Raw genomic sequence first — 14,118 nt, forward strand, 5'->3', positions numbered from 1 at the left:
AAGCCCAGTAATGGGTGGAGGTGACCGGTACTAATAGGCCGAGGGCTTGTCCATAGAGGCTCGCGTCCACTGTGTGGGTTCTGAGACAACAACCGCACTTCAAGTGAAAAGTGTGCTTGTTCGCATTGAGACTCCGGGATCCGGATCTGTTGATCCAGGTGACCCGACAAGAGTTTCGGTGGTCATAGCGTGAGGGAAACGCCCGGTTACATTCCGAACCCGGAAGCTAAGCCTTTCAGCGCCGATGGTACTGCATGCGGGAGCGTGTGGGAGAGTAGGACGCCGCCGAACTCAATCTAGGCCGTGGGCCTCGGATTTCGATCCGGGGCCCACGGCTTTTTTGTTTGCTGTCACCCGGTGTTCACGCAGGCTGGACAGCATCCGCCCCATGGAGACGACACAGCTGGCACTGGCCGGCGTCCGCGCGGGGGACGAGGTCGTGCTGCCCGCGTTCGGTGGTGCGGAAGTCGCTGAGGCGGTACGTGCGTGGGGAGCGCGGCCGGTGTGTGCGGACATCGACGCCGAGAGCTTCTGCCTGGATCCGGACGCGGTCGAGGCCGTACTGACGGAGCGGACTTCCGCTCTGGTGCCCGTGCATCTCTTCGGCCGAGCAGCGGACATGGGCGGCCTGCGGGAGCTGGCGCGAAAATACGGCACGCAGGTCGTGGAGTGGGAGGCACCTGCACGTTCGGACTCCGTGGACGCGGTGCGGCGGCGTCGGAATGCCGCGTATCTCGAACGGAGGCTCAGCGGGGTGGTGACTCCCTTCGTACCGCCGGAGGTTGTGCACGCATACACCTCTTATGTGGTGCGGGTGCCGGGTAACGGGCGGCCCGACCGGGACGCGTTCGTCAAGGCGTTGCGGGCGCGCGGGGTGGACTGCCACGTACCGGTGAAGGTGCCGGTGCACCGGTTGCCGGGGCACCGGGAAGCGGTGCGGCTACCGGTTGCGGAGGCGGCGGCGGAGGAGTGTATGGCGCTGTCCGTCGCTGCTTCCCTGACCAAGCGGGAGCTCCAGCAAGTGGTTTCGGCGTGCAACGCGCTGGGTGGGCTGATGAGGGAGCGGGCTTCGTAGCCGGCTTTTTTCTTTGGGGTGTGGTGCGGGTGGGCCGCGTGTCGAACGTGAGGCAGCGGATGCGGTACGATCTTCACCGCTGACCGCGCCCCAATAGCTCAGTCGGCAGAGCGTCTCCATGGTAAGGAGAAGGTCAACGGTTCGATTCCGTTTTGGGGCTCCATAGAAGCAGTGAAGTCCCCGTCGCACGACGGGGACTTCACTGCTTTCGGCTGCTTCGGTGCTTTCGGTGGTCAGGCGGACCGGCTCGGGTCCGTCGGCCGGTTACTCCGGTACACGCATGGCGAGGATGGCCATGTCGTCCGACGGGGCGTCACTGGCGAACCGTTCGACGGCACGCATGATGCGAGCGGCAACCGCTCCCGCGTTGAGGCCGGTGCAGGTGGCGAGGACTTCGGCGAGCCCGTCGTCGCCCAGCATGCGGGTCCCCTCGCGGCGTTCGGTGACGCCGTCGGTCACGCACAGCAGGACGTCACCCGGATCCAGGGTGACGGTCTGCTCGTACAGTTCGAGGTCCTCGATGACGCCCAGCAACGGCTGCGGATCGGCGGCCGATTCGACGCTGCCGTCCTGACGCAGGCGCAGCGGCAGAGGGTGGCCCGCGCAGACGACCTTCAGTTCGGCGCTGCCGTCCTCCTGGGGGCGCATCTCTCCGTACAGGAGGGTGAGGAAGCGGCTGCGCGCCCCCTCTTCGAGAATGGCCGTGTTGAGGCGCTGGAGCACGGTGGGACCGCCGAGGCCTTCCCGAGCGAGGAGACGCAGGGCGTGCCGCGCCAGTCCGGTGACCGCTGCGGCTTCGGGACCTGTGCCGCAGACGTCGCCGATCGCGAAGCCGTAGGTGCCGTCGGCGATCTCGAAGAGGTCGTAGAAGTCGCCGCCGACCTCGTTGCCCTCGCCGGCCGCCCGGTAGATGACCTCGCGTTCGATGCCGCCCGCAACCTCCGGCAGGTCGGGCGGCAGAAGGCTGCGCTGCAGGGACTGGCTGATCGCTGTGCGCTCCGAGTAGAGGCGCGCGTTGTCCAGGGCGAGAGCGGCCCTGCGGGAGAGGTCCTCGGCCAGTTCCAGGATCTCCTGGCGGAAGCGCTCGTCGGTGGGCTTGCCGAGCGTCAGCATGCCGATGACGCGGTTGCGGGCGACGAGGGGGAGGACGACGGTCTCGCCGCCGACGGTCGCGGCGGTGGCGAGGGTGGTGCCGTGCGAGAGATGGTGCTCCTCCCCGTCGAGGACGACGTTGCGCAGCGAAGTGCGCAGCGCGGCGGAGTGCGCCGCCTCGGAAGGGGCGGTCCACATGCGGGCACCGGGGGTGGGCACCGGTTCGGGTGGTTCGACCTTGGCGAGAAGGGCCTTGAGGTTGTCGATGCGGTCCTCGTCCTCGTGCAGGACGTACGACAGTTTGGGCTCCGAGCCCTGGTCGGCGACGGTGTAGACGGCGCACCAGGTGGCGAGCGTGGGCACTGTCATCTGGGCCATGAGGGCGAGCGTCTGGTCGCGGTCCAGCGTGCCGGCCAGCAGGTCGGAGGCTTCGACGAGGAAGGAGAGCGAGCCGCGGCGCAGCCGTTCCAGTTCGGTCAGGCGGGCGCGCTCGACGGCCAGGGCGATGCGGTCCGCAGCGAACTGGAGACGGAGTGCTTCCTCGTTGGTGTAGCGCCCGGCCGCCTCGGTGGCTACTCCGAGTGAACCGGTGAGCCGGCCCTCGACCTTGAGGGGCACGGTGACCACGGAGCGCATGCCGGTGCCGTCCAGCAGCGGCACGGCTCCGGGAACGATGCTGAGATCCTCGTGGACGGAGGGCATCCGGGCCGACCCGTAGCGTCCGCTTCCGGTCTCCACGGGGACGCGGGCGAAGCGCTGGCGTGCCGAGGGCAGCCCGGTGGAGGCGCGGACCTCCAGTTCGGTCTCGTCGTCGGTGGCCAGCAGCAGGTAGGCGGCGTCGCCCTCCAGCATGTCGCGGGCGCGTTCCACGGTGCGCTGGAGGAGCCCGTCGAGGTCGTCCGGCGGGGGAGAGCCGATGAAGACCTCGAACGGGTCGGCGGCGCTCTGGTCCCGGCTGTCGCCCGCGGTGCCCGTGTTGTCGTGCGACGGCACGCGGGGCGGCGACTGGAGGACGGCGCGTTCGGACTCGCGCACGAGGAGGCAGACGGTGGAGGGCTCGCCGTCGCTGTCGCGTACGCGCAGGTGGGACGCGTAGACGGGGATGGTGCGACCGTCGGAGCCGCGCATGCCGTAGGAGCCCTCCCAGCGGGAGAGGCGCAAGGCCTCGGCGATGCCGGTGCCGGTGCCAGGGGTGTGCGGCCAGGCGGCGAAGTCGGTGAGCGGCTTGCCGACGACCTGGTCGGCGGGATAGTCGAACAGCTCGGTGGCGTCCTCGTTCCAGGAGCTGATGGAACCGCTGCGGTCGACCTGGACGACGGCGACGTGGACGCGGGAGTCGGTCACCGGGAGAGCGGCGTCGGGAAGGGCCGGCCCGGCGGTACGGGTGCCGACAGGGCGCTCGGGCAGGTCGAGGCGGAACCAGACGCGCTTGTCGGAGGCGGTGTAGTCGACGCCCCAGCGGGTGGCCAGCGCCGCGCACAGCAGCAGCCCGCGGCCACCCTCACGGTCGGGGCCGGCCGGCTGCGGGTTGGTCTCCTGGACCGGAAGCTCCCGCTCGGGGTAGCGGTCGACGACCTCGACGCGGACGCCGTCCTCGTCGCGCAGGCACAGCACCTCGGCCGCCGTACCGGCGTGCACGACGGCGTTGGTGACCAGCTCGCTGGTGAGGACGACGGCGTCGTCGACGATGTCGGCCAGGCCCCAGCCCTGGAGGGTGTCGCGTACGAAGCCGCGTGCGGTGGCGACGGAGCGGCCGACCGGCTCGAAGGTGGCGGCGGCTCGCGCGGTGATCACTGGTCTCCCCATCGACGTCCTGTCGGCCTGGCGCACCGGTGTGCGTTGCGCGGCCAGTGCCGCGACGGTGCTGCTCGCGTCATCTCTCGGGCTGTCCTGTGCGCCCTCTGCCTCTGGTGCGCCCCCGGCCCCCCGCGGGGCCCCCGCAGGGGAGCCCGCACGCTCGGCGCTCTGCTCTTGCGTCACCGCAGCGCCCCTCCGTTGCCCGTCGTACTCACACCGCTGCCCCCTGCATCTCAGTCCCCTACCCAGTGGACCTGGCGGAGCACCCGCCGTAGGGGGTGAACGGACAGCCGGGTGCCAGGTTACTTACGTGTCCGCGGTGGGTGGCCGCCGGATGCGGGTGTTTTCCCCGAGCGCCCGCGACGAAGTGCGGTATGCCATGCTGCCGAACTGTTATCGCCGGGTTCGGACAGGGTGAAACACTGGGAAGGCTCGGAGTGCATGGGCCCGGGCAGGACGGTCGACCCGCAGGAGGGGCAGTGGAGTCTGGCGCAACCGCGCGTAGCGGCAACACGCGCGCGAAGGGCGGACGCTCCCGCAGGAGCGGGACGATCGAGGTCGACGCCGCTGCCGTCAACAAGCTGCTGTCTGCGCTGACGGCGATGCGGGACGGGAACTTCCGCAAGCGGCTGACCGTCACCGGCGAGGGCCCGATGGCGGAGATCGCCGCCGTCTTCAACGAGGTCGCCGACCAGAATCTGCACCTGACGGGTGAGCTGTCGCGAGTGCGGCGCGTGGTGGGACGTGAGGGGAAACTCACAGAGCGACTGCAGACGGGCACCTGTGAGGGCTCCTGGGCCTCGGCGATCGACGCGGCGAACGCGCTGGTGGACGACCTGGTGTGGCCGGTGTCCGAGGTCGGCAGGGTGCTGACGGCGGTCGCGGACGGTGACCTGGAGCAGCGCATGGATCTGCGCTCGCGCGGTTCCGAGGGCGGCGGGCATCCGCTGCGGGGGGAGTTCCTGAAGGTCGGCCGTACGGTCAACGGCCTGGTGGACCAGCTCTCGGCCTTCACGGACGAGGTGACGCGGGTGGCCCGCGAGGTGGGCACCGAGGGCAAGCTGGGCGGTCAGGCGCGGGTGCGGGGGATGTCGGGCTCCTGGAAGGACCTGACGGACTCGGTCAACACCATGGCCTCGCGGCTGACGGCGCAGGTGCGGGACATCGCGCTGGTGACCACGGCGGTCGCCAAGGGCGACCTGTCACGCAAGGTGACCGTGCATGTCGAAGGCGAGATGCTGGAGCTGAAGAACACCGTCAACACGATGGTGGACCAGCTCTCGTCCTTCCAGTCCGAGGTCAACCGGGTCGCCCGTGAGGTGGGGGTCGAGGGCGAGCTGGGCGGCCAGGCGCGGGTGCAGGGCGTCGCCGGCGTGTGGAAGGACCTGACCGACTCCGTCAACCTGATGGCGGGCAACCTCACCTCCCAGGTGCGGGAGATCGCTCAGGTGACGACGGCCGTCGCGAACGGCGACCTGTCGCAGAAGATCACCGTCAACGCGCGCGGCGAGGTCGCGCAGCTCGCGGAGACCATCAACGCGATGACGGACACGCTGCGCACCCTCGCGGACGAGGTGACGCGGGCGGCCAGCGAGGTGGGCACCGACGGGGTGCTGGGCGGTCAGGCGGCCGTGCCGGGCGCCGCCGGGATCTGGAAGGACCTGACGGACTCGGCCAACACCGCTTTCCGCAACCTGACGGCGCAGGTGCGGGACATCGCGCAGGTGACGACGGCGGTGGCCAACGGTGATCTGTCGCAGAAGGTCACCGTGGACGTCGCAGGCGAGATGCTGGAGCTGAAGAACACCGTCAACACGATGGTCGACCAGCTGTCCGCGTTCGGCGCCGAGGTGACGCGGGTGGCGCGGGAGGTCGGCGTCGAGGGCACGCTGGGCGGTCAGGCGGCCGTGCCCGGTGCGGCCGGTACATGGAAGGACCTGACGGACTCCGTCAACACCGCCTTCCGCAACCTGACGGGCCAGGTGCGCAACATCGCTCAGGTGACGACGGCGGTGGCCAACGGTGATCTGTCGCAGAAGGTCACCGTGGACGTCTCCGGTGAGATGCAGGAGCTGAAGAACACCGTCAACACGATGGTCGACCAGCTGTCCTCATTCGCCGAGCAGGTCACCAGGATGGCCAGGGACGTGGGTACGGAGGGCCGGCTGGGCGGCCAGGCCCGGGTGGACGGCGTCTCGGGCACGTGGAAGGACCTGACGAACTCCGTCAACTTCATGGCGAACAACCTCACCTCCCAGGTGCGGCAGATCGCGCAGGTGACGACGGCGGTGGCGAGGGGTGACCTGTCGCAGAAGATCGAGGTGGATGCCCGGGGCGAGATCCTGGAGCTGAAGAACACGATCAACACGATGGTCGACCAGCTCTCCGCCTTCGCGGACCAGGTCACCCGGGTGGCCCGCGAGGTGGGTACCGAGGGACGGCTGGGCGGTCAGGCGCAGGTGCCCGGCGTGGCGGGTGTCTGGCGGGACCTGACGGACTCCGTCAACGGCATGGCGGGCAACCTGACGGGCCAGGTGCGCAACATCTCGCAGGTGGCCACGGCGGTGGCGCGGGGCGATCTGTCGCAGAAGATCGAGGTGGATGCCCGGGGCGAGATCCTGGAGCTGAAGACGACGCTGAACACGATGGTCGACCAGCTCTCCTCGTTCGCCGAGGAGGTCACCCGGGTGGCCCGGGAGGTGGGCACCGAGGGGATCCTGGGCGGTCAGGCGGAGGTGAAGGGTGTCTCGGGCACCTGGAAGGACCTCACGCAGTCCGTGAACTTCATGGCGAACAATCTGACCTCTCAGGTGCGCAACATCGCCGAGGTCACCACGGCGGTCGCCCAGGGCGACCTGTCGAAGAAGATCACGGTCGACGCCAAGGGCGAGGTGCTGGCCCTGGTGACCACCGTCAACACGATGGTGGACACGCTCTCCTCGTTTGCCGAGCAGGTCACGCGGGTGGCCCGCGAGGTGGGAACCGAGGGGCAGTTGGGCGGTCAGGCGCGGGTGCGCGACGTGTCGGGCATCTGGAAGGACCTGACCGACAACGTCAACATCATGGCCAACAACCTCACCAACCAGGTGCGGAACATCTCGCAGGTGGCCACTGCGGTCGCGGGCGGTGACCTGACGAAGAAGGTCACTGTCGAGGCCAGCGGCGAGGTCGCACAGCTCGCGGACACGGTCAACACGATGGTCACCACCCTCTCGTCGTTCGCCGAGCAGGTCACGCGGGTGGCCCGCGAGGTGGGTACGGACGGCGTGCTGGGCGGCCAGGCACGCGTCCAGGGCGTGGCCGGTACGTGGAAGGACCTGACGGAGTCGGTCAACTCCATGGCGTCCAACCTGACCGGTCAGGTGCGGCAGATCGCGATGGTGACGACCGCCATCGCCAAGGGCGATCTGACCAAGAAGATCGACATCGAGGCGAACGGGGAGATCCTCCAGCTCAAGACGACCATCAACACGATGGTCGACCAGCTCTCCACCTTCGCCGAGCAGGTGACCCAGGTCGCCCGCGAGGTGGGCACCGAGGGACAGCTGGGCGGTCAGGCCCGGGTGCCGGGCGTGGCGGGCACCTGGAAGGATCTGACGGACTCCGTCAACGAGATGGCGGCCAACCTGACCCGTCAGGTGCGCGCGATCGCCGACGTGGCCACCGCGGTGACCCGCGGTGACCACAACGTGCACATCGACGTCGAGGCAGCGGGCGAGATCCTGGAGCTCCAGGGTTACATCAACACGATGATCGCCAACCTGCGCGACACCACGCAGACCAACCAGGAGCAGGACTGGCTCAAGGGCAATCTGGCGCGGATCTCCGGCCTGATGCAGGGCCGGCGTGACCTGCGGGACGTCGCCGGGCTCATCATGAGCGAGCTGACACCGGTGGTCTCGGCGCAGCACGGCGCCTTCTTCGTCGCGCTGCCCCAGGGCACCCCCGAGGGCGCCGTGGGAGTGGGCGCCGGACCCGGTGACGACGGCTCCTACGAGCTGCGCCTGCTGGGCAGTTACGGGTACAGCACGGACAGCATGCCCTCCTCCTTCCTGCCGGGCGAGTCGCTCATCGGGACGGCCGCCAAGGAGAAGCGCACCATCGAGATGGGCAACATCCCGGCCGGGTACCTGAAGATCTCCTCCGGCCTGGGAGAGGCGCCCCCCGCCCACCTGGTGGTGCTGCCGGTCATCTTCGAGGGGACGGTGCTCGGCGTGATCGAGCTGGCGTCCTTCCAGTCGTTCGGGCAGATCCAGCGGGACTTCCTGAACCAGATCGCGGAAATGATCGCGACCAGCGTCAACACCATCAGCGTCAACATGCGTACCGAACGGCTGCTGGAACAGTCGCAGGAGCTGACGTCCCAGCTGCGGGACCGTTCGGCCGAGCTGGAGAACCGCCAGAAGGCGCTCCAGGAATCGAACGCTGCGCTGGAGGAGAAGGCCGAACAGCTCGCACAGACCAACAGCGACATCGAGATCAAAAACCGGGAGATCGAGGAGGCGCGGCAGGTCCTGGAGGAGCGCGCAGAGCAGCTCTCGGTCTCGATGCGCTACAAGTCCGAGTTCCTGGCCAACATGTCGCACGAGCTGCGCACGCCGCTCAACTCGCTGCTGATCCTGGCCAAGCTGCTGGCGGACAACGCGGAGAGCAACCTGACGCCCAAGCAGGTGGAGTTCGCCGAGACGATCCACGGCGCCGGCTCGGACCTGCTCCAGCTGATCAACGACATCCTGGACCTGTCGAAGGTCGAGGCGGGCAAGATGGATGTCAGCCCGACACGCATCGCGCTGGTGCAGTTGGTGGACTATGTGGAGGCCACCTTCCGCCCGCTGACGGTCGAGAAGGGGCTCGACTTCTCGGTGAGTGTCTCCCCGGAGCTGCCCGCCACGCTGCACACCGACGAACAGCGGCTGCTGCAGGTGCTGCGCAACCTGTTGTCCAACGCGGTGAAGTTCACCGACAGCGGCGCCGTGGAGCTGGTGATCCGCTCCGCGCGCTCCGATGTGCCCGACTCGATCCGCGAGCAGATGCTGGAGAACGGTTCGCTGCGCGACCCGGAGGCGGAATTGGTGGCCTTCTCGGTGACCGACACCGGTATCGGCATCGCGCAGAGCAAGATGCGGGTCATCTTCGAGGCGTTCAAGCAGGCCGACGGCACCACCTCGCGCAAGTACGGCGGCACCGGCCTGGGGCTGTCCATCAGCCGGGAGATCGCCCGGCTGCTGGGCGGTGAGATCTTCGCGGCCAGCGAGCCGGGCCGCGGCTCGACGTTCACGCTGTACCTGCCGCTGCATCCGACCGAGCTGCCGCCGCAGGGGTATGCCCAGCTGCCTCCCAGCGCGACCACTCCGGCGGCGCTGCCCGAGGCGCAGGGGGCCGTGGGGGAGAGTGCGCCGCGGGAGGCGGGAGGCGGTGCGCCGTCCGGCGCCGGGCAGGTGCCCGGGGTGGAGCTGACCGCCGAGGAGGCCGCGCACAGGCTGGCCGACCGGCGGCGGCTGCGGGATGCCAGCGGGCAGGCACAGCCCGAACTGCCCCCGGAGGCGCAGCCCGCGCAGTCCCAGAACGGCGCTGCCGCCGGCCGTGCGGCGGACGAGACCCAGGCGCAGGGCGTGGTGGCCGGAAACGGCGGTCAGGCCGGTGCGGAGGAGGCGGCGGCCCAGCCGGGCCGGGAGGCCACCGACCTCCAGGTGAGCGAGGAGAGGCCGCCTGCCGGTGCGGGCGCCGCGAGCGATCTCGCGGGCCGCAAGGTGCTGATCGTCGACGACGACATCCGCAACGTGTTCGCCCTCACCAGCGTGCTGGAGCAGCACGGTCTGCAGGTGCTCTACGCGGAGAACGGCCGGGAGGGCATCGAGGTGCTCGAACAGCACGACGACGCGGCCGTGGTGCTGATGGACATCATGATGCCGGAGATGGACGGCTACGCGACGACGGCGGCGATCCGTAAGATGCCCCAGTTCGCCGGGTTGCCGATCATCGCGCTGACGGCCAAGGCGATGAAGGGCGACCGGGAGAAGAGCATCGAATCGGGTGCCTCGGACTATGTGACCAAGCCCGTGGACACCGACCACCTGCTGTCCGTCATGAGGCGGTGGATCATCGGCGGGTGAGTGTGACAACGTGTCGCTGAGGGCCACATGCTGACTCAGTGTGGTCGAGCGCGTGTGGTGATGCGGTAAGCCGGGAACCTTTTGGTCCTCTGGGGCGTTTCTGCTACGTGCACAGTGACATCACGGTGACAGGGTGTGGCGGACCGCAGGGTGCGGCTACCATGACCGGCACAAGGACGGGCGGCGGCGACAGAGAGCCGCTCCCAGGGGCGGCGTCCGAAAGGCTGCCGGGGCGAGGAGGACGGGCCATGGTGCAGAAGGCCAAGATCCTCCTGGTCGATGACCGGCCGGAGAATCTGCTGGCGCTGGAGGCCATTCTCTCCGCGCTCGATCAGACGCTGGTGCGGGCATCGTCTGGGGAGGAAGCGCTCAAAGCGCTGTTGACGGACGACTTCGCGGTCATTCTGCTGGATGTCCAGATGCCGGGCATGGACGGTTTCGAGACAGCCGCGCATATCAAGCGCCGCGAGCGCACCCGCGACATCCCGATCATCTTCCTCACGGCCATCAACCACGGCCCGCACCACACCTTCCGCGGCTACGCGGCAGGTGCCGTCGACTACATCTCCAAGCCCTTCGACCCGTGGGTGCTGCGGGCGAAGGTCTCGGTCTTCGTCGACCTGTACATGAAGAACGTCCAGTTGCGCGAGCAGGCGTCGCTGCTGCGGCTCCAGTTGGAGGGCAACGGCGGCCAGCAGCGCCCCGAGTCGTCCGAGGACGGCGGCGAGGCTCCCGGACTGCTGGTCGAACTCTCGGCGAGACTCGCCGCCGTCGAGGAGCAGGCCGAGGCTCTCACCAAGCAGTTGGGCGACTCGACCGACGCCGCGACGGCCGCCACCGCCGCCCATCTGGAGCGGAAACTGGCGGGGCTGCGCCGGGCACTTGACGCTCTGGAGCCCGGCACCGACGGCGACCACTCCACCCAGGTGCCCTCGCAGAACTGACGCCGGGCCCCCTCCAGGTGTCCAGGCCGCCCGCTCCGGCGTACCTCTGTCCATCGGCGTGCCTCCGTCCCCGGCCATCCGTGCCTCGGGTGCTCCGCACAGGTAACCTCACACCTATGGCCTCACGTGCGTCGGGAACAGGGAAGGCAGCCAAGAAGGCGCCCGCGAAGAAGGCTGCGCCGAAGGCCTCGAAACCCGCCCCGGCGAAGAAGGCAGCGGCCAAGAAGGCTCCGGCGAAGAAGGCCGCTGCCAAGCCGGCCAAGGGCAAGGGGGCGCCGTCTCCCACCAGTGGCGTCCTGCGGGTGCTGAAGGCGTGCTGGCTGGGGCTGGCGCACGCCGTGGCCGGTGTCTTCCGCGGGATAGGGCGCAGTGGAAAGGCCCTCGATCCGGCGCACCGCAAGGACGGGCTCGCCTTGCTGCTGCTCGGGCTGGCGCTGATCGTGGCGGCGGGCACCTGGTCCAACCTGCAGGGCCCGATGGGCGATCTGGTGGAGATGCTGGTGACCGGCGCCTTCGGCCGGCTCGACCTGGTCGTACCGATACTGCTCGCCGTCATCGCCGTCCGACTCTTCCGGCACCCGGAGAAGCCGGAGGCCAACGGGCGTATCGTCATCGGGCTTTCGGCCCTCGTCATCGGCGTGCTCGGGCTGGTGCACCTCGGCTGCGGGGCACCCGGCCGGGACAAGGGCGACGACGCGCTGCGGGACGCGGGCGGCCTGATCGGCTGGGCCGTCTCCCGGCCGCTGATCTTCACCGTCGGGGAGATGCTGGCGGTGGCGCTGCTGGTGCTCATCACGGTCTTCGGCCTGCTGGTGGTGACGGCGACGCCGGTCAACGCCATTCCGCAGCGGCTGCGCGCCGCCGGGATACGGCTGGGCATCATCCAGCCCGTCGCCGGTTACGACTACGACGCCGAGCACGACGAAACCGGCGCACGCCGCGCGCACAGCATGCGCAAGGAGTACATCGATCCCTCCCTCGCCGAGAAGGAGGCCCTCGACAGCCGTCGTACGGCGCGCAAGGGCAAGCGGGCAGCGGGCGCCCGGCAGCAGCCGCTGCCCGAGGGTGCCGAGGCGTTCGAGGAGGACGGCGCCGAGCGCACCCTGGACGCCGTCGACGTGGCCGCCGCTGCCGCCGCCTCGCTGGACGGTGCCGTGGTCAACGGCATCCAGCCCTCTCCGGTGGTCGCCGACCTGACCAGTTCGGTGGCCAAGTCGCGCGGGAAGGGGCGCCGTCAGCAGTCCGCCGACGGTGCGGTGCCCAGCGCACGCGGTGCGGACTCCGCCCCCGGCGAGCCGGCCGGACGGGGCTCCGGCACCGGCCAGGACGGGGCCGGGCAGGGCGGCGAGGAGGACTCCGGGCGCAGCGCGGTACCGGATCTGACCAAGGCGCCCGCACCACCCGAGCCCGCGGACCTGCCCCAGCGGGCCGAACAGCTCCAGCTCTCCGGTGACATCACCTACGCGCTGCCGTCCCTGGACCTGCTGGAGCGAGGGGGCCCGGGGCGTGCCCGCAGCGCGGTCAACGACCAGGTGGTGGCATCGCTGACCACCGTGTTCACGGAGTTCAAGGTGGATGCCGCCGTCACCGGGTTCACCCGCGGTCCGACGGTCACCCGCTACGAGATCGAGCTGGGCCCCGGCGTGAAGGTCGAGAAGATCACCGCCCTGGCCAAGAACATCGCGTACGCGGTCGCCAGCCCGGATGTGCGGATCATCAACCCGATTCCCGGCAAGTCAGCCGTCGGTATCGAGATCCCCAACAGCGACCGCGAGATGGTCAACCTGGGTGACGTGCTGCGCTCCGCGGAGTCGGTGGAGGACGACCACCCGCTGCTGGTGGGGCTCGGCAAGGATGTCGAGGGCGGCTACGTCTCGGCCAACCTGGCGAAGATGCCGCACATCCTCGTCGCGGGCGCCACCGGGTCCGGTAAGTCGTCCTGCATCAACTGCCTCATCACTTCGGTGATGGTCCGGGCGACCCCGGAGGACGTGCGGCTGGTACTGGTCGACCCCAAGCGGGTGGAGCTGACCGCCTACGAGGGCATTCCGCATCTCATCACACCGATCATCACCAACCCGAAGAAGGCGGCCGAGGCGCTCCAGTGGGTGGTCCGCGAGATGGACCTGCGCTACGACGACCTGGCGGCGTTCGGGTTCCGCCACATCGACGACTTCAACGAGGCGGTACGCGCCGGCCGGATCTCGGCCCCCGAGGGCAGCGAACGGGAACTGGCGCCGTATCCCTACCTGCTGGTGATCGTGGACGAGCTGGCGGACCTGATGATGGTCGCCCCGCGCGACGTCGAGGACGCGATCGTGCGCATCACACAGCTGGCGCGAGCTGCGGGCATCCACCTCGTGCTGGCCACCCAGCGCCCCTCCGTGGACGTGGTCACCGGCCTGATCAAGGCGAACGTCCCCTCCCGGCTCGGCTTCTCCACCTCCTCCCTCGCCGACAGCCGCGTCATCCTCGACCAGGCGGGTGCCGAGAAACTGATCGGCAAGGGCGACGGGCTCTTCCTGCCGATGGGCGCCGGCAAGCCGACCCGTATGCAGGGCGCCTACGTCGACGAACAGGAGATCCGCCGAGTCGTCGAGCACTGCAAGGCGCAGATGGCCCCCGTCTTCCGGGACGACGTCACCGTCGGGCAGGGCAAGAAGAAGGAGATCGACGAGGAGATCGGCGACGACATGGATCTGCTCTGCCAGGCGGCGGAGCTGGTCGTCTCCACCCAGTTCGGCTCCACCTCCATGCTTCAGCGCAAGCTGCGGGTGGGCTTCGCCAAGGCGGGCCGGCTGATGGATCTGATGGAGTCCCGCGGCGTGGTCGGGCCCAGTGAGGGCTCCAAGGCGCGGGACGTTCTGGTCAAGCCGGACGAGCTCGACGGGGTGCTCACGACGATCCGAGGCGGCGGGGAGTGACCGGTCCCGGGGCGGCGGGACCGTCGCCCCACAGGGCCCGGATCCGTCAGCTCACTCGAAAGGACGAGCGAGGCAACCGTTTCCGCGGGTCATACGTCAAGTTGAGGGAAGAGGCCGCTCAGGCGCTCAGCTACCCGCTCGCGCGCGGGCGCCCGCCCTCTCTGCCGCGCCGT

At 69.4% G+C, this 14,118-nt stretch carries 5 protein-coding genes, 1 tRNA gene and 1 rRNA gene; 6 read left to right on the plus strand and 1 reads right to left on the minus strand.

The annotated features are described in order from the left end of the window. Positions 1-174 precede the first annotated feature (174 nt). The 3 genes from rrf to H297_RS0120365 all read left to right on the plus strand — a co-directional run bounded on the left by rrf (position 175) and on the right by H297_RS0120365 (position 1,238). Positions 175-291: ribosomal RNA gene (rrf, locus tag H297_RS0120355) — 5S ribosomal RNA — on the plus strand. A 97-nt stretch (positions 292-388) separates the two neighbouring features. Then, complete coding sequence (locus H297_RS0120360) at positions 389-1,075, plus strand: DegT/DnrJ/EryC1/StrS family aminotransferase (protein WP_027738566.1); 687 nt, start codon at positions 389-391, stop codon at positions 1,073-1,075. 87 nt (positions 1,076-1,162) lie between these two features. After that, positions 1,163-1,238, plus strand: a tRNA-Thr gene (locus H297_RS0120365). A 101-nt stretch (positions 1,239-1,339) separates the two neighbouring features. Here the strand turns inward: H297_RS0120365 and H297_RS0120370 are convergent. Continuing rightward, positions 1,340-3,961: a SpoIIE family protein phosphatase gene (locus H297_RS0120370; RefSeq protein ID WP_027738567.1), complete on the minus strand. Its 2,622-nt coding sequence runs from the start codon at positions 3,959-3,961 to the stop codon at positions 1,340-1,342. A gap of 482 nt (positions 3,962-4,443) precedes the next feature. Here H297_RS0120370 and H297_RS0120375 point away from each other — a divergent pair, with 482 nt between their 5' ends. The 3 genes from H297_RS0120375 to H297_RS0120385 all read left to right on the plus strand — a co-directional run bounded on the left by H297_RS0120375 (position 4,444) and on the right by H297_RS0120385 (position 13,945). Beyond that, complete coding sequence (locus H297_RS0120375) at positions 4,444-10,077, plus strand: HAMP domain-containing protein (protein ID WP_027738568.1); 5,634 nt, start codon at positions 4,444-4,446, stop codon at positions 10,075-10,077. A gap of 248 nt (positions 10,078-10,325) precedes the next feature. Then, a complete protein-coding gene (locus tag H297_RS0120380; RefSeq protein WP_027738569.1) occupies positions 10,326-11,021 on the plus strand; it encodes a response regulator in 696 nt (231 codons plus the stop codon). A 116-nt stretch (positions 11,022-11,137) separates the two neighbouring features. After that, on the plus strand, positions 11,138-13,945 hold the full coding sequence (locus H297_RS0120385) for a DNA translocase FtsK (RefSeq protein WP_027738570.1): 2,808 nt from the start codon (positions 11,138-11,140) through the stop codon (positions 13,943-13,945). The last annotated feature ends 173 nt before the right edge of the window (positions 13,946-14,118 follow it).

This window comes from Streptomyces sp. CNT360, assembly GCF_000424785.1.